Here is a 17,221-nt window from a genome sequence, read left to right as displayed (position 1 = left end):
TAACGGATCACCGGAGATTCTTCTTGTGACTATAATCATAAAGAGCCTATCTGTTTTAAAGCAAGAATTCTTCCTTTTGCATAGGCAATCTGCTCTTTTTCCTTGTCCTGATCAGGATTGTTTTTAAGGTACATCTGATAATATGTTGCGGCATTCTTAGGCTGCTTTAGATTGAGATCATAAAGAAGCCCCAAACGGTAATAAATAATATTGCTGGTACCAAAAGTTAATCCTCTTTTATAAGCTGTCACAGCATCATTATACTGGTTTTTAGCTTCATAAATGCCTGCAAGTGCAGCATAATAAAGGTTGGTGTGATCTGAAACAGCTTCGTCAATAGTCTTTTGTGCATAGAGGGCTGCATTGTTATAATCTTTCAGTTCACGATAGCTCAGGGCCATAAAATATAATGTACCTTCATTTTGTACTCCCATATCTTCCAGTGTTTTATAAAGCGTGATACATTTCTGATAATCCTTTACATAAAAATAGGCCTGTCCGAGATCATTCATTACATTAACATCAGCATGGTTTTTCAGGAGCTTTTCACCTTTTTCAATCACTTCCGGATATTTTTGGAGTTGGTTGGCAGCCGGCAGTAGAGCCTGCAGTAAAGTAAAGTTCTCAGTATCGGCTGCAATGGCTGTTTTCAATACCTCATACGCTGATTGGTATTGTTTGAGGCTGATGTAAGTTGCAGAAAGATCAAAAGCAACATCGGGATCTGCAGAATTAAGGCTATTGGCTTTTTTAAGGTAAGAAAGTCTGGATTCAGGAGTTTCTGCATAAGCTGCAAGCTGTTTATAAGCACTGAAGTTAATACTGTCCAGCCGGATAATCTGTTGAAGATACGTTTTGGCATTGGAAACATTTCCCCGTCTGGAATTGATACTGGCCAAACTGAATAAGGTGGGTACACTGTCGGGTTGAATGGTGTTGATCTTCAGATAATTTTTTTCTGCTTCCGGTAGTTTTCCGGCCATCATATTACAATAGGCTATTTGCGACAGAGCTTTTATATCCTGTGTATCTCCGGGATATATACTCTGAAGATAAGTAGCTGCATCAGCATAACGTTGTGTTTCGTAATACTCAAGAAGTTTTTCAGTATCAATTTTTGCAGACTGGGCAGTAAGATTTTTAAAGCTTAATAGAATAATACACAAGCAGATTCCTCTTTTCATCATGGTTATTTTTAACTAAAATATAGGTTATTTACCAGGGATCCAAATTTTAGTCTCACTTATCGGGGATTTTTTTATTCTGAATGGTTTATGATGAAACACTAAGTCAGATTTCTTATATTCACTTTATATAAAAATCAGGCAAAAGATATGGAAATAAAAACTGTACAGTCATTCATTGATTATTATGAAAAAATAAGAGAGAGAACCAACCGCATTATTGAAGTTGTTCCTCCTGAGCATATTGATTTTTCTTATAAACCGGGAAAATTTACCATTGGAGATCAGATAAGACATATTGCAGCCATCGAAAGGTATATGTACGGGGAAACTATATCAGGAAAGAAAAGTGCTTATCCGGGTTGTGGTAAAGACCTTGCTGACGGCTATGCGGATACCGTTAAGTTTTTTAATGAAATGCACAGGCAGACTCTTGAAATCATCGCAGGACTTTCAGATGAGGATCTTACCAGGAAATGCCTTACTCCTGCCAATCAGGAAATTTCCGTATGGAAATGGCTTCGTGCCATGATAGAACATGAAATCCACCACAGGGCAGAATTATATATCTATCTGAACCTTCTGGATGTAAAAACCCCGCAGATCTATGGATTTTCTGCTGAAGAAGTACAGGATATGAGTGTGAAACTATAGTGCTGAAAGGGAATAGCCGGAGCATATTCAATCGGTTGAGGTTAATTTGTATATTAGCCCATTCAAAAAAATAATAATGGCCAGACCTCTTATCCTCCCTCTTTTGCTATTCTTAAACAGTGCATATGCACAGACTCTTCTGGAGCTTAAACCGGGAGACACCCTCAAATATCCGCCACAATCTCACAAACCATCATGGATTTCGGTACAGTCGGCTGATGCTAATCTGGGAATTGCTTTGTTCATGGATGGAAAAAAACTGAAAGAACAGGATGATTCCAGAGGAATAAAAAGTATCGAGCGCCTGTATTTTACTCCTGAAAAAGGAAAGAAATATGAAGTAAAGATCTGGGCTAAATCTTATCTTGAAAAAAGTAAAATTGCAAAAGTATCTATTGCTGAATCTAAAAGCGTACCTGTTCTGAACGGCCAGTTCAGTTCCGATCAGTTTGTGGAAGATCTCAGAACATTCCGTCTGATTAGGGAAAAAGCAAATTCCGGACTCTATGTGTACAGAAGCAAAAAGCAGATAGACAGCATCTACCAGCAGGCGGAAGCAGAAGCCAGAAACAGTAAAAATATTTTTGATTTCTATAAAATCATTGCCAGACTTACCGGATTTGAAGGAAGCTGCCATAATTATACGGATTTACCCAATCATGTCTCCTATTATCTCACCCAGAAACCTGAATATCTGCCTATCACTCTGAAGAATATTGACGGACGCCTGCTTCAGGATTCAAAAGAGGCACCAATACCTCTTGGTGCCGAAATTCTTTCCATCAACGGAGTTCCTGCAAAAGAAATGATCAGCCGTTTTTCGCAATACTATTTTTCTGACGGCTATTCCATGCCTTACAAGGAAACAACAGGTTTTGAAAGAGGAATGCTGGATAAATTTTATATGGAATTCGGAAACCACAAAAATTATGTGATCCGATATAAATGGAATGGAGCCGTAAAAGAAGTTTCTCTGGAAGGAATTCCATTGGAAAGTTTAAAAAAACTTCAGGAATCAAGATATTCGCTTGCCTTTGACAAAAAAATGCTGTCTGAAAAATATAGCTTCAGCAAAGAAGGAGAAGGAATTTACAGATTATCTTTGAGAGGATTCGATTTTGCCACCGGAAAAGAAGATCCGGCCTATAAAAAATTCAGTGTTTTTCTTGATCAGATGATGGATACTCTGGAAAAGGAAAAAATACAGAATCTGATCATTGATCTCAGAGGAAATACAGGAGGCACAGGAGCTCTTTATGAAAAAGTATTCTCTTATCTTGCACAAAGACCTTTCCGTGACAGTCACTATGCTTACACCCAATTCAATGAAGTCCCTTTGGAGGAAAAACTCATTATAACTCCTCTTTTTCTCTCTAACGGAGTACAGGATAAACATGGCCTTAATGCCTATCTGAAACAGCTTTATCCTAAAAGTGTTCAAGGAAAATATTACTGGACAGATGATAAGAATCCATCCGTTTTGCCTAATGAAAGAACTTTTAAAGGACAGCTTTATCTGCTTGTTGATCAAAGGGTAGCTTCTGCAGCTTCACACCTTGCTTCCCTTATTAAATCCTATACCAATGCTGTTGTGATTGGAAAAGAAACGGTAGGAGGCTATTATGAACATAATGGCCATCTTCCATTGGTGTATGAACTTCCCAATACCGGAATCCAGACCGGATTTTCTATTGTTCACGTCATCCAGGATGCTCAAAATCTTCCTGATCAGAAGAGAGGGCAGGGGATTATTCCTCACGTGACAATACAGCAGACCGATCAGGAATTTCTTGATCAGGCCGATGTTTATCTGAAAAAAGTAGCAGAACTTAGAAAACAATAAAAAGTTTTTCACACCTATAAAGCCAGCTGTAAATTTATTTTTTGCAGCTGGTTTTTTATTATAATATTTTAGGTTATTTCTATTTTAAGTGATAAATTTATACTTTTCATTTATTAAAAAATGTTAAATATTTATTTGATATAGAGGTATTTATTTCTTTTTTTTAATCATTTATTTTGGAATTATTGATGAAAAGTCGTAGAACTACGACAAAATTTCAGATTATCCATCGAAAATTTCCTGAATAGCAATTACCGCTTTATCTTTGTAATACCACCAATCCAACGACAAAAAATTAATAATGATTACAATCTGCATATTACAACAATAAAATCAGGCGAAATCCTGAATTTCAACAGGGATACAAAGTAAACTTATAGTTGTGCTTTTCCTTTTAACACCCTGTTACGACCTTAATATCCGGATTCCTCTTTACAGATGAAGCACGGATAGTGAAATGATCTGAACTTTATGGTCCGGATCACTTTCAGCTTAAAAAAATCTGACACCCAATCAATCAAATATTACCATTATGTTTCAGGACGATCATTCACCCAAATTGCCTGTTTCCAAAGATAAAATTTCAGCTGTAAAGAATGTTAAACAGACATTGACGGATGAGGCAGTTCATAAAGCTGCTCAGGAAGTACAGGAAAAATCGAGTGGAACCATTAAAAAAGCTTCAGAAAAAATGGCTCAGGCCCAGGCCTATACAGGGATGGCTCAAAACGGGTCCCAAATGTTTATGAACCAGGTTAAACAATCCAACCCTCCCACACTGGTAGAAGATAAAGTATGGTCTAAGCAGCCAACTTCAGGAATTTATAATGCCAGTACGATACCCGGAAATCAGGTAGCCGGAATTAACCGTGTGGTAAAACTTGAAATCGTAATTGACGGAAAGGTCATTAAACATTTCAAGCATTTTCAATTAAAACAAAGTGCTGTAAAACATCATGAATTTGATCTGATGCTGGCTCACGATAGTTTGGGAAATTCCGAAAACCACAATCTGGAAGAAGCTCAGAACTTTCTGGGAAAAAGAATTACTGTTATTTTCAGATATAAAGATGTTGAAGACGGTCCGGAAAGAAATTTCGTTGGAGTCATCACAGAAGTAGGTTTCAGCCAGGAAAAAGGAAGCCTGGGAAATATCGTTCTTACAGGATCCAGCCCTACGGTTCTTTTAGATGCAGCACCCCATATTCAAAGTTTTGGCGGAGCCCAGGAAATCAGCCTGAACAGTATCGCAGACCAGGTGATCAAAGAAGGTCTGGGACAAAATACGTTCGATTTCAGAGTAGATGCGGCCCATGGAAATGTTTCTTACAGCTCACAATATGAAGAAACTCATTATAACTATCTGGCCCGGATTGCGGAAGCCTACGGTGAACAGTTTTATTACGATGGCGAAGTACTGCATTTCGGGAAACTTCCACCTCAGGAAAAACCTGTAAAGCTAACCTATGGCAGCAGTGTGAGTGATGTCAAGATAAAAATGAAGGCACAGCACGTGAATCCGTCATTTTACGGTTACAACAGCAGTAAAAATGAAAAATTAACGGCAGGAAGCTCAAAGATTAATCATACCTCAGATATTGCGAAGAGAGCCTACGAAATTTCAGAAAAAACATTTACCACTCCATCGCTGAGGGTAGCGCCTATAAAAGCGGTGTCTTTCATGGATGTGGAAACTTCCCAGAAAGGAACTGCCGGAAGTAAAGCCGCTGAAGTCTTCGTTATTTCAGGAGTTACAACAGTGCCATTCCTTTATCCCGGCTGTATCGCTGATATTGAAATGAGAAAAGCCGAAAGCAGCGAAACAACCTATTTTACCAAATTAATGATTACAGATATGTATCATGAGGTAGATGCCAGAGGATATTATACCGGAACTTTTGAGGCTATAGCTTCTGATACCGGATTCATTCCCCGCCCGGAGTTTCATACTCCAAAAGCAGATGCCCAGTTTGCCAAAGTGATTTCCAATGCAGATCCTTTAAACCAGGGAAGGGTGAAAGTGCAGTTCGACTGGCAGAATGGTTCTACTACCACAGAATATATCAGAGTAATGACTCCCGATGGCGGAGGCAGCGAAAAAGTGAGTAAAAATCGTGGATTTATGGCGATTCCGGAGGAAGGAGATCAGGTAGTGGTCAATTTTGCACACCAGCATCCTGACCGTCCGTTTGTGATGGGAGGAATGTTCCATGGCGGAGTTGGCGGTGGCGGCGGTGCCGGAAATAATATTAAAAGCTTAAGCAGTAAAAGCGGACATACCATGAGTCTGGATGATGCAGGAGGAATTACCGTAAAAGATAAAGATCAGAATTCTGTTTTTCTGGATGGAGCGGGAAATATAAGCATAGACAGCAAAATTTCCATTACGCTGAATTGCGGAAGCAGCTCGATTTATATGGATAAAGAGGGAAATATTCAGATTAAAGGAAAAGAAATATTCGTACAGGGAGTCAATATTGGTGTTGGTGGCACAACGAGTATCGGAGTTGGAGTAGGGCCTGAAGACGGTGAGCCTACTTCAGGTGTCGGAATCAAATCCGATACACTGGATATCGGAACCAATACGCTTTCCATGAGAGGTGATACTGAAGCCAATCTCAGCAGTGGAGGAAAAATCAATGTCGGTGGAGGAAGCGAGACGAATATTGTAAGTGGAACTGTAAAACTGAATTAATGAATCCCGTAGATCTGGAGCTGGTTAAATTAAAAAGACAATGGCAGAAAGTGGTTTCAAAAAACGAAGAAAAGCCTATGCTGATCTGTTTGGGAGAAAAACATGAAACCGATCTTTTTGATGGATTTATCAAATCGAAGCTTTCTGAAGATGAAGAAGGAGACGATGTTTTTTTGCTCCATTATCAGGAATTTAACGGGATGAACTCCTTCGGACAAACCTTATTGGATGAATGGACTGAGTTCTATGAAATGCTGAAGAAAAGTGAGGAGGATATTCCCCAATGGGATCTCAAAAAACCGGAAGAAAGTTTTAAAACAGATGCTTACAAAGCTTTTTATCCTTTGCTGGAATTGAAGAAAAACTTCCCGAATATTAAGGATTCTAAAATCTATATCTACATTGCCCCGCTCAGGATTAATGATACCGAAGAACTTTCTTTATGGGTGAAAGAATGGTGCAGGATCTGTGAAGCAACGGGAAATAAAGATATTAAACTGGTTTGGGCGGAACATCACCATTACAGGACTTTGTCCGGCATCTCTTCAGCACACAGCTTCAGAATAGAGGTAGACATTCATCAGTTAATGCAGAATACTGCCGCTCATACCAACCGTAAGAAGAACAGCCCGGATACAGACTTCCAGCAGCAGATTCTTATAGCGAGTAATCATTTAAGCAAAGAAAGATTTAAAGAAGCAGAGCACGCCTTGAAAAAGGCGGTGAAGCTCGCCGGAGAACAAAAAAATAAACAGGGCGAAATTTCTGCCTATTTTATGCTTACCCAGGCATATATAGCGGACAGGAAGAAGGACAGGGCAGAAGATACCTATCGGACAATATTTGAAAAAGTAGAACCTGATACTCCTCTGGAAGTTCAGATGTATATGAATTATGGAAGCCATTTGTTAGGCAACTCCAAAAAGTCCAGGGCAGAAAAAGCATTTGAAAAAGCCGCAGAGACGGCTCATAAAATAGGAGAATATGCAATGGCGATTGAGTGTTACAGGATCATCGCTACATTGAATGATACAGTGCTGACAAAAGATAAAATGATCCGGTATTTTGAAAAATGTCTGGATATAGCAAAACTGATGGATGCTTCAGCAAGAGAACAGAGCAGTCTGAGGTTTGTTGCCTCAATGCTTATTCTTAAATATGAAGGCGATACTGATAAAAAAACAAAACTGGACAGTGAAATGAAGACTTATTTTGGTGATGACTGGAAGGTGAGCGTGGAAAAACCAAAAGCAGGGTAATCTCAAATTAAAAGAATCATGGCAGATCTGAATAAAAAAACAGTAAAACCCATTAAAGTAGCAAAACCGGACATGAACCCAGACCGCTCATGGAAGGTAAATACAGATGTTACTTCGGTAAGCTGGGATAAAACCAAACAGGGATGGAAGAACGGAATGAAAAATAATTTCGATTCCCTGAATCCCGTTTCCATGGCTAAATCTATAGTGGGAGGAGATGCCGGACAGCCGGAAAAAAGCAGTGGAGGCGGAGGTGGCGACAGTGCCGTGACAGTAGAAAAGGCCGCTCCGGAAAGCAAAGTGAAACTGATTAAGGTCAATAATCCTGCAATGCCTTCCACAGCCATTCAGCATACAAGTAAACATTTTGATATTGTACTGGCCATTGATATCCACTGGACTCTCATTCCGCCGCCACCTTCATTCATGTTTATTCCATTGCCGCTGCCTCATCCGTTTATCGGGATTGTTTTTGATATTATGGATTATATTACCATTAAAATTCCGATTCCGCAATTTGCCAGAAACCTGATGCCTTCTCTTCCTGAAAATATTCCGCTGGGTGGCTCTATATATGTTCATGGAAGGCACAAAGCAACCACCACAACCAGTGTGATGGGAGTGGTCATTCCTTTCAGACATGTCACATCGCTTATTCCGGTATACATCATTCCTTTTCCTCAGGAAGCTCCACATGAAGGAGAAGTGTATTACGGTTCGCAGACCGTTCTGGCGCAGGGAAGTAAAATGAGCGGTAACCAGCCTCAGCAGGTATTAACCTGTATGGGATTTCCTTTCGGAATGACAATGCTGCCCGCAATGCCTGATAAGCCAAAGAAAAATCCACTGGCCTATTTTGCTTTCTATAATAACTTTTCAAGCATGTATATTCAGATCAATACGGGTGGACCGGTTTTGGTAGGAGGCGCTTTTGTACCCCATGTTTATACACCCGGAGAAATGCTGATGCGTCTTGCCGGGATGTTTTTAATGAGAAGTTTAACCAAGAAATTAGGAAAACTTGGTGCTAACGGTTTAAAAAAGCTAAACAACAGTGTTCTTAAAAAAGCACCTTTCAATAAATTCAAATTAGCCAATGCCTTATCTAAAAAATTATGTCATTACGGCCTTGAACCTGTAAATTTTGCAACCGGTGCCATGGTTTTTGAATGGGATGATTTTATAATTCAGGGCAGTACACCTTTAAGCTGGAAAAATATCTGGCACAGCGACAGGCCTTATGATTTCGGACCTCTTGGAAATGGTGTTTTTAATAATCATGATCTGTTTATTCTTCCTGATGAGGATAATAAGTTTGCAGGCTGGATGCATCCGGACGAAAATATGGCAATGCTGATTCCTGCACCTGAGATCGGAGAAGAAATGACTTATTTCAGAGATCAGAAGATATGGCAGTACAGGCCCAATAACAGTATCTGGATCGTTCGTAAAGGAACTGATGTCTATACATATCAACGTTTCCATCATATTTCGGAAGGAGTTATTTATAAGGTAACCCGTATTGAATATGGAGACGGAACTATCAGGGAATATGAGTATGAAGCCCGGAATATTGTACTGAAAAGTATAAAAGATGTAAAAAGTGGCTGCAGTATAGAAACTGTGATTCATCCGGAATATAAAAAGGTGACAGAAGTTTACTTTTGTTATAAAAAACAAAGAGATTTGCAGGTTAAATACAATTATGATGAACGTGGCAACCTTACCCATGTCTGGGATATTCACAAAAAGGCCATTGTGTTTGACTATGATGGAGAAAACCATGTTGTGAAAAGAACTAACCGGAACGGGATGAGCTATCAATGGGAATATGATAAAAACGGAAGAGTAGTTCATACCAAAGGTACGGATGGATATATGGAAGGAAGACTTCATTACCATGATGAGGAAGGTTACACAGAAGTTATCTATCCAAAACAAAATAATAAAACCGAGGAATATCATTATGATGAAAACTTTCTGGTTTACAAAAATGTAAATGGAGAAGGTGGAGAAACCTGGTACGATTATACAGCCCACAACGAGTTGAAAATGATGGGGTCCCCTGAAGGAAGAGTTCAGGGATATACCTATGATGAAATGGGAAATATTAAAATTTTCCATACCCCGGATGGAGAAGAATACCATTATCAGTACAATGAATTCGGACAGGTAATTGCCCGTTTCTCTCCTTCGGGAGCTTCGGAAACATGGAGCTATGATGAAGAGGGAAAACTGATCAGCTATACCGACCCTGCCGAAGAAACGGTATACTATGAATATGCAGACGGCGAAAGAATTCCTGAAAGCAGCAGCAGAGAAGAGATTGTTACTTATTATAAATATAACCAGAGAGGCCAGCTTACTCAGCTCACCAACACTGCCGGAGCCGAGCAGTACTGGAAATATGATGAGTATGGAAGGCTGACGGTGTTCAGCCCGGGGCCTTTGAACAGAACCCTCTGGAACAGGGATAAAATGGGAAGAGTGGTTGAAGTGAACGAGCAGGGGCAATTCCCGTTAAAACTCCGTTACGATGCCTATGATCTTCCGGTGTACGCTACCGACGGGCGTGCAGAATGGCTCATGAGCTATACGCCGATGGGAAGCCTAAAACGCCAGGTCCGCAGGAATGCTCTTTCCCATAAAAAAGAAGAAACGTTGTTTTTTGGGTATGATGCTTATGAAAATTTAATGAGCATTACCAATGAGAAAGGAGAAGTCTATTCTTTTGAAAGAAATAATAATAATGATATCATTGGTGAAATAGGGTTTGACGGCCAGAAAAAGTTCTTTGTAAGAGATAAAGACGGAATGGTTACCCAAACCAGGACTCCTCAGGGAAAAGATATTTTTCATGAATATGATCTGGGCGGAAGATTAACACAGACCCATTATCCCGACGGAACCTGGGAAGCCTATCAGTATGACACTTCAGGATTATTGGTTAAAGCAGATAATGAAAACAGCAGTGTCGCTTTTCAGAGAAATAAATTAGGGCAGGTCACCAGTGAAAAACAGGGTGAACATATCATTCAGTATGAATATGACAGTCTGGCAAATCTGATCGGTTTGAAAAGCAGTCTGGGAGCCGAAGTAGACTATTCTTATAATGATCTTGGACAGCTTACATCGGTAACTGCCGCTACTCCGGAAGTGCATGCACCCTGGCAGATGAATCTTGAGATCAGCCGAAACGGGCAGATGCATTCCCGTGAAATGACCGGCGGGGTGGAAAGCATTTTTGAATTTGACCATATCGGAATGCCGGTAAGTCAGAAAGTAACAGTGAATAAAACCAATACTACCTTCCATAAAGACTACGGCTGGGGAGCCGGAAACCGCTTGCTTCATACCCTGGACAGGGTGACGGGCGGAAGAACAAGATTTGATTACGATGCTTTCGGAAGCCTTGTTGCTGCAGAATATTCAAGCGGAGAAGTGCAGTACAAAAATCCGGATGCTACGGGATGTTTATATGAAAGTGCCCGGCAGACTGACCGCGTCTATGACAAAGGAGGAAAGCTGATGCGTGATAAAAACTGGTTCTACCATTACGATGAAGAAGGAAATTTATTGTTAAAAAGTAAACGGCCAATCAACGATGCCAGACCTGAGCGTAAAGAAGAACAGGAGAATACGCATCCTTATTATAAAACCATTGCTTCAGATTGGATGAACAGCCCGAAACTGCCGGATGGAGCCGATTTACCCAATGTAACCGAAGACTCTCCAACAGAAATTCAAAACCCGGAATGGTCCGCCGGAGACTGGGCATATTCCTGGAATGCCAACGGAATGCTGGCCAAAGTAAAACGCCCCGACGGCAAAGAAGTAAGCTTTGAGTATGATGCCCTCGGAAGAAGAACCTCAAAAATTGGTCTGAAGAAAATAACTCGTTATATTTGGGATGGTAACGTTCTCCTGCATGAATGGAGCTATGAGGCAGAAGAAGTTCCTGTAACGGTTGTAGATGATGACGGGAATGTCAGCGTTGGAAAAGAACCTGTGGAGAATGTGGTGACATGGGTGTATGAGCGAAATTCATATATACCATGTGCCAAAATTATCAATGGAGAAAGTTACTGCATTGTTTCTGACTATATAGGCAGACCTGTTCAGGCTTTTGATGAAGGAGGGCAAACCGTATGGAGTACAGAATATGATGCCTATGGAAACCTTAAAAACTTAAAAGGAAATAGATATTTTATTCCTTTCAGACAGCTTGGACAATATGAAGACCAAGATACTTGGTTATACTATAACAGGTTTCGTTATTATGATATAGAAAGTGGAAATTATATTTCTAAAGACCCAATTGGATTAAAAGGAGGATTAAGCCTTTATAACTATATAAAAGATATAAACTGGTGGGTTGATATTTTTGGTCTAGCGGGATCTGGGGGAGCTTATCTGTTTGGATTTGCAAGTGGGGATAAGTATATAGGAAAAGGTGAAATTGGAAGAATGAATCAATCCATTTCTACAAGAACTTCACAAGTTGGTAAAATGGGTGGAGATAATACTCTTATTGGAAAAGCACATGTTAGTACAGGAGGAAATAATGATCTTGGAAAAATGGTTGAGTATAAAACAATGAAAGATGCAGGTTTCAGACCTGGTGGAGCTGGAGTACCGGCGGATTATTTAAATAATCATATGAGTGGTAAATCTACTTGGGATGCAAACCCTCAATTACAAGCAAGAGCAACAGAATTGGCAGATAAATTACAAGCTGATTATGATGCTGATGTAAAAGCAAGAGCAAAAGTAAATTATAATTGATTTTAGTATATTATATGGAAAAATATAAAGTAGATTTTGGTGAAACATCTCATTTTAAAGGAATAACGATTTCTTATGATCACATTGAGGAAGGTCTGGACTTTGCCCAAAAAAATAATATTAATGAGGTATGTATATCGACTGATGATATTGATACAAAACAAGTGGTAAATTTTGATTTTTTAAAGGGAAGGAATTTTATTACAACTTTTCATTGGCTGGTTCCCTTAGCTAAAAAATCTAACATTACAGGTTTGTATAATTTGTCAGGATTGGAAGATTTCCGTTGGAGTGCTGGTACAGATTTTAATCTTGATTTATCAAAGATACCTAATTTGAAAATTCTTAACATTGGCTACTATAAAGGTTTAGAAGGTTGGGAAAACTTAAAGTCACTAAATCGTTTATTAATTGGAAATGTAAAAACTGAGGATTTATCTTTTCTAAGCGAAACTGTTAACTTAGAATTTTTACGTATCATACGGGGAACTTTTATCTCTGTTAAAGGAATTGAAAAATGTAGTAAATTAAAAACAGTATTTATTCAAAGTTGTAATTCTTTAATTCATGTAAAAGAAACCATTAAGCAAATGAAGAGTATTGAAAATTTGCTTTTAGAAAAATGTAAAAATGTAGACCTGGAAGGAATTGAGTTGTTAGGATTAAAAAATATCTCAGTTATTTAATTTATAGATACGATAAAAGATAAAATTCAGGCTCTGCAAATTTTATATTCCACAAGAATTTGATAAATAATTTGGATAAAGTAAAATTAGACAAGAAGCCTTAGACATTATAAAGAAACATTATGATTCACATATGATAATGGCTTGGCAATATCTTTTGAACGTTGGTATCTTGATTGGCTTGAAGAGGTTAGTTGGTGACAGGAGAATTAATTGAATTTAAAGTCATTATAAAAACAAGTATTGTAAAGTTTATTAAATCATTAGAATAAAAAATACTGTATAAACTATGTAATCCAAATCCAATTCAAATATATTATGAAAAAAATATTCTCTGAACTTAAAGGTTTCGTGATATTCAGTCCACAGCTTTTAGCGCAGTATCTGCAGGATCATGATCTTCCAGGTACTAATATTTTAAAATATTTCGTAGAAAATGAACATGGCGATGAAATAACAAAGTCGGGAATCGCTATTCCGATAATAGGGGTAGAAGAAGATTATTATGCATTCCGGGTTTCTGTGAATGATGAAAAGATTCTGAATGACGAAGAAGTAGAGGTAGAATCAAAAGGCTGGATATTTCAGACGGCGAATAATGAAGTAAAAATTGTCGGCATTGGATATCTTAAAGATATCGCTGCCATCAGTGAAGAAAACAGTGTCACGCTTTCTCTTGAAAACGGATGGTATTCCTTAAAAATAAGGGGCGGAAATAAAAATGGTGAAAGATTATTTGAACTGAATATGCAGAAACAGGACATGCATCCAGCTTTTAGTGGAGATATCACCACCGAATATTACTACGGATAGTATTTAAAGCTTGATACTTCCTGTTTAAGGATAAATAGCTGATGGTGAGTTCTTAATGTTCGTGTTTGACAAAATTGTAAAAATAGAGTTTTCTGCAAAGTTGCAGAAATACGAATTTTATTGAAAAAATATTTTGTCAGTAATAAAAAACTTTCTATATTTGCACCACTGAAAACAACGGTACTACCGGAGTTTAAGGAGAGTTGGCAGAGTGGTCGATTGCGGCAGTCTTGAAAACTGTTGACTGTAACAGGTCCGGGGGTTCGAATCCCTCACTCTCCGCAAAAAAAGCCTTGAATTAAATGATTCAAGGCTTTTTTATTGCTCATCATTCTAAAGAGCAATTCGGGATCAAGGATCAAGCGCAAAAGTTGGGGACTAGGCAAAAATTTTGTTAATCTGAAGAGAAAAAATGTTCTGTCCTTCACACCTCTGAGCTGAATTCTAAAGTTTTTGATTCTGGCATTGAAGGATTCAGCTGCTGCATTGGAGCTTCTTTGATGAAAATAGTTTAAAATATCCCTGTAATGAATCATTATTGTTTTTCTTAAGGTAGAAAAAAGATTTAAAATCTGCTTCTTCCACCTTTTTGAACCAATGGGCAAGTTTAGTCATAGCCAAAGATTTAGGAATATTCTGATGATAAATCTTTCGCAGTCCATCGGTCAACTGATACCTCTTTTACCTTTATCCGAAGTTTTCTGCTGATCTTTAAAAGATGTCCTCGTCACATTTAAATTTCACCAATTTTGCCCTGTTATTTATTTAGAATTAATAAAAATAATATATCTTTGCATTCGCTGATTTATCAGCAAAATTCGAAAATCTATTCAGTACAAGCAATGAAAATTAATCAATACAATATGGCTAAGATCACAGCCGTATTATTATATTGTTCTTATTCCGTATCCTCTAAAGTTTCTGCTGCGGTACCTTTTGTTCAACCCACTCCTTCATCTTTTTATTTGTTTCATTTTCAGCAAAATGGTGTTGTCGCTGGCCGTGTTGTCAATGAACAGGGGCAACCTTTGTTTAATGTCAATATTCAGCTAATTGGAGCAGGAGAAACAAGGTCTGATAAAGATGGGTATTTCAGATTCGAAGGGATAGAATATGGAAAATATAACTTGGTACTTAGTTCAGCGGGATTTGAAAGTATTACCAGAGAGGTTGAGCTGACAGAAGAGTCCTTTATATTTTCCAGTCCATTTGTCATGCTTGAAAAAGGGCATAATTTGGATGAAGTTGTTGTTACAGCGAGCAGATTAGCAGAGCATATTGATGAAGTGCCTTCGTCAATTACTTATATTGGAGGTAAAGCACTTGATCAACAAAGGCAGATCAATGACAATCTGCCTTCAATCCTGATGCAGAAAGTTCCCAGCATTTCTCCAAGTGAAGAAAGTCAGAATAATTTTATTGCCAAGATCCGCGGACGTAATTTCCTGGTGCTGATTGATGGTATTCCACAATCCACACCTTTACGTAATGGAGGACGAGATCTTCGTACGATTGATGCCAGTGCCATAGATCATATTGAGGTGATCAACGGAGCCACAGCCATGTACGGTAACGGAGCTGCTGGCGGAGTGATCAACTACATTACAAAAAAGCCTAGAAAAAATAAAAATTTCAGCTCTTCAACTTACCTCAATAATTCTATGAGCCTTGTGAAACCGAGTGCAACTTATGGTTATAATATTGCACAACTTTTTTCGGGACAGGTTGGCAAATGGGACTATGTTGTCCAGGGGAAGATAGGACACAGTGGTGTTGTTCGCAGCGCTGATGGGGTAATAGTAAGTCCGTTTTATGGGCTGGGTGAAACAAAGTCTTATAATGCGCTGGCTAAAATTGGCTATCAGCTTTCTCAGAATCATCACATAGAATTAATGGGAAACTATTATCGCAGTTTACAGGATAGCAAATACGCAGGCACAACGGGTATATTTGGGCAATCACCGGCAATTGGCATTCCATCTGATGTGGTTGCCAATGGTGGGACTCCTTATAACAAAGCCCTGCATTTAAAATATGATGGACAATACGGAAATACGGCAGCGAACTTAAGTCTGTATTATGAAGATATGAACACTGTTTTTGAAACCTATAATCAGAATTATTCTGATCACAAAGGGGCAAGACTTAACTTCAACACACCATTTCAACTAGGCAGTTCTTCTAAGATGTCTCTTATCTACGGTCTGGATCTCCTGAAGGATCATACAGTACAGAAAACTCTCAAAGAGGAACTGGTAACACCGGACATGAATATGAACAATTTTGCTGTTTATGTGCAGAGTAAGTTAAACATGGGTACATACTGGATTCTAAAAGGAGGAATTCGTTATGAGAATATCCGGTTTAAGGTCGGGGATCTGACAAAAAACGGCAAACTTACAGTCGGTGAAAACAGTAATTCTGATGCTTTTGTTTTTAACCTTGCGACCAGATATAATAAATATAGCTATCTTCAACCTTTTGCGTCCTTTTCTCAAGGGTATTCTATTGGTGATGTGGGACTTATATTGCGTAACGGTGTGCCTTTGAGCCAGATTGACCCCAAACCTGTTGTTGTCAACAATTTTGAATTGGGTATCAATGGCAAGCTATCTTTTTGGGACTACCAGCTTACAGGTTATTATAGTACGTCTAAGAAAGGAACCAACTTTGCAGAGACGTCCGTGCCCGGTAAGTATGAACTACTCCAGGTTCCTCAACGTATTTATGGTGTCGAATTTGTGGCAAATGTAAAACCGGTTCAATGGTTGTCTATTGGTACGGTACTAGGGTACATGGACGGACGTCAGGATTTGAAAAATGAAGGTACCTTTAGGGATAAGCTGGACAATTCTATAATTTCTCCTTTCAAAATTAATCTGAATGTTGATTTTAAGCTGACAAAACAATGGAATGTTTATCTGCAGTACCTGCATTTAGGAGGAAGAGATGTCTTTCCTACAGATGCATATAACTATGGTAAATATCCGATTTCCGGATACAATCTTGTTGACTTTCAGACGAAATACAAATATCACAATTTTACTTTCTTATTCTCCGTTAATAACTTATTTAACGCCGATTACTACCCGATACATGCTGAAGTACGTGGTGCAACCAATGAGGGACGCTACTACATCAAAGGGGCAGGAACAATGGCTAATCTGGGGATACAGTTTGACCTGTAGTAATAAGCATTTAATTCGGATGAAGTTGATTCTACATAGGATAAAAGTAGGGATAACTTTTCCTGTGATCACCTTATAAAGTATGGCTCCGGAAAACTCCGGAGCCTTTTTAGC

At 38.7% G+C, this 17,221-nt stretch carries 10 protein-coding genes and 1 tRNA gene; 9 read left to right on the top strand and 2 right to left on the bottom strand.

Going from position 1 to position 17,221, the window contains the following annotated elements; all coding sequences use genetic code 11:
* Positions 1 to 35: 35 nt before the first annotated feature.
* Positions 36 to 1,187 carry a tetratricopeptide repeat protein gene (locus AC5YGI_RS15460; protein WP_496168934.1) on the bottom strand — a complete coding sequence of 384 codons (1,152 nt, stop codon included), beginning with the start codon at positions 1,185 to 1,187 and terminating at the stop codon, positions 36 to 38.
* A gap of 147 nt (positions 1,188 to 1,334) precedes the next feature.
* On the opposite strand from AC5YGI_RS15460, the gene AC5YGI_RS15455 reads away from it, so the two are divergent.
* The 8 genes from AC5YGI_RS15455 (at position 1,335) to AC5YGI_RS15420 (ending at position 14,201) form a co-directional block, all read left to right on the top strand.
* Complete coding sequence (locus AC5YGI_RS15455) at positions 1,335 to 1,838, top strand: DinB family protein (RefSeq protein WP_496168932.1); 504 nt, start codon at positions 1,335 to 1,337, stop codon at positions 1,836 to 1,838.
* Between the two features lie 76 nt (positions 1,839 to 1,914).
* Entirely contained in the window at positions 1,915 to 3,681 is a 1,767-nt protein-coding gene (locus AC5YGI_RS15450; RefSeq protein ID WP_496168931.1) for a S41 family peptidase, read from the top strand.
* A 532-nt stretch (positions 3,682 to 4,213) separates the two neighbouring features.
* Positions 4,214 to 6,376 carry a type VI secretion system Vgr family protein gene (locus tag AC5YGI_RS15445; protein WP_330746021.1) on the top strand — a complete coding sequence of 721 codons (2,163 nt, stop codon included), beginning with the start codon at positions 4,214 to 4,216 and terminating at the stop codon, positions 6,374 to 6,376.
* Positions 6,376 to 7,635, top strand: a complete 1,260-nt coding sequence (locus AC5YGI_RS15440; protein WP_330746022.1) for a tetratricopeptide repeat protein — start codon at positions 6,376 to 6,378, stop codon at positions 7,633 to 7,635. The genes AC5YGI_RS15445 and AC5YGI_RS15440 overlap by 1 nt, the downstream gene beginning before the upstream one ends.
* Before the next feature lie 18 nt (positions 7,636 to 7,653).
* Positions 7,654 to 12,420, top strand: a complete 4,767-nt coding sequence (locus AC5YGI_RS15435; protein WP_496168930.1) for an RHS repeat-associated core domain-containing protein — start codon at positions 7,654 to 7,656, stop codon at positions 12,418 to 12,420.
* Between the two features lie 14 nt (positions 12,421 to 12,434).
* Positions 12,435 to 13,106 (top strand): hypothetical protein, encoded by a 672-nt coding sequence (locus AC5YGI_RS15430; protein ID WP_227941541.1) that lies wholly within the window; start codon positions 12,435 to 12,437, stop codon positions 13,104 to 13,106.
* 318 nt (positions 13,107 to 13,424) lie between these two features.
* Positions 13,425 to 13,919, top strand: a complete 495-nt coding sequence (locus AC5YGI_RS15425; protein WP_446106151.1) for a hypothetical protein — start codon at positions 13,425 to 13,427, stop codon at positions 13,917 to 13,919.
* 197 nt (positions 13,920 to 14,116) lie between these two features.
* Positions 14,117 to 14,201: transfer RNA gene (locus AC5YGI_RS15420), tRNA-Ser, on the top strand.
* On the opposite strand, the gene AC5YGI_RS15415 is transcribed toward AC5YGI_RS15420, so the two are convergent.
* Positions 14,192 to 14,524 carry a transposase gene (locus AC5YGI_RS15415; protein ID WP_496168929.1) on the bottom strand — a complete coding sequence of 111 codons (333 nt, stop codon included), beginning with the start codon at positions 14,522 to 14,524 and terminating at the stop codon, positions 14,192 to 14,194. The two genes, AC5YGI_RS15420 and AC5YGI_RS15415, sit on opposite strands and share 10 nt — an antisense overlap.
* A gap of 258 nt (positions 14,525 to 14,782) precedes the next feature.
* Here AC5YGI_RS15415 and AC5YGI_RS15410 point away from each other — a divergent pair, with 258 nt between their 5' ends.
* A complete protein-coding gene (locus tag AC5YGI_RS15410; RefSeq protein WP_330746039.1) occupies positions 14,783 to 17,107 on the top strand; it encodes a TonB-dependent receptor in 2,325 nt (774 codons plus the stop codon).
* The last annotated feature ends 114 nt before the right edge of the window (positions 17,108 to 17,221 follow it).

It is taken from the genome of Chryseobacterium sp. CS3K3.1 (assembly GCF_059515165.1).
The sequence above is the reverse complement of the archived record's forward strand: the minus strand, read 5'-3'. Positions and strand labels throughout refer to the sequence as shown.

What these genes read in the sequence shown, in the direction of transcription:
- AC5YGI_RS15460 (WP_496168934.1), bottom strand. Translation starts at nt 1,187, where the DNA reads ATGATGAAAAGAGGAATCTGCTTGTGTATTATTCTATTAAGCTTTAAA.
- AC5YGI_RS15455 (WP_496168932.1), top strand. Translation starts at nt 1,335, where the DNA reads ATGGAAATAAAAACTGTACAGTCATTCATTGATTATTATGAAAAAATA.
- AC5YGI_RS15450 (WP_496168931.1), top strand. Translation starts at nt 1,915, where the DNA reads ATGGCCAGACCTCTTATCCTCCCTCTTTTGCTATTCTTAAACAGTGCA.
- AC5YGI_RS15445 (WP_330746021.1), top strand. Translation starts at nt 4,214, where the DNA reads ATGTTTCAGGACGATCATTCACCCAAATTGCCTGTTTCCAAAGATAAA.
- AC5YGI_RS15440 (WP_330746022.1), top strand. Translation starts at nt 6,376, where the DNA reads ATGAATCCCGTAGATCTGGAGCTGGTTAAATTAAAAAGACAATGGCAG.
- AC5YGI_RS15435 (WP_496168930.1), top strand. Translation starts at nt 7,654, where the DNA reads ATGGCAGATCTGAATAAAAAAACAGTAAAACCCATTAAAGTAGCAAAA.
- AC5YGI_RS15430 (WP_227941541.1), top strand. Translation starts at nt 12,435, where the DNA reads ATGGAAAAATATAAAGTAGATTTTGGTGAAACATCTCATTTTAAAGGA.
- AC5YGI_RS15425 (WP_446106151.1), top strand. Translation starts at nt 13,425, where the DNA reads ATGAAAAAAATATTCTCTGAACTTAAAGGTTTCGTGATATTCAGTCCA.
- AC5YGI_RS15410 (WP_330746039.1), top strand. Translation starts at nt 14,783, where the DNA reads ATGGCTAAGATCACAGCCGTATTATTATATTGTTCTTATTCCGTATCC.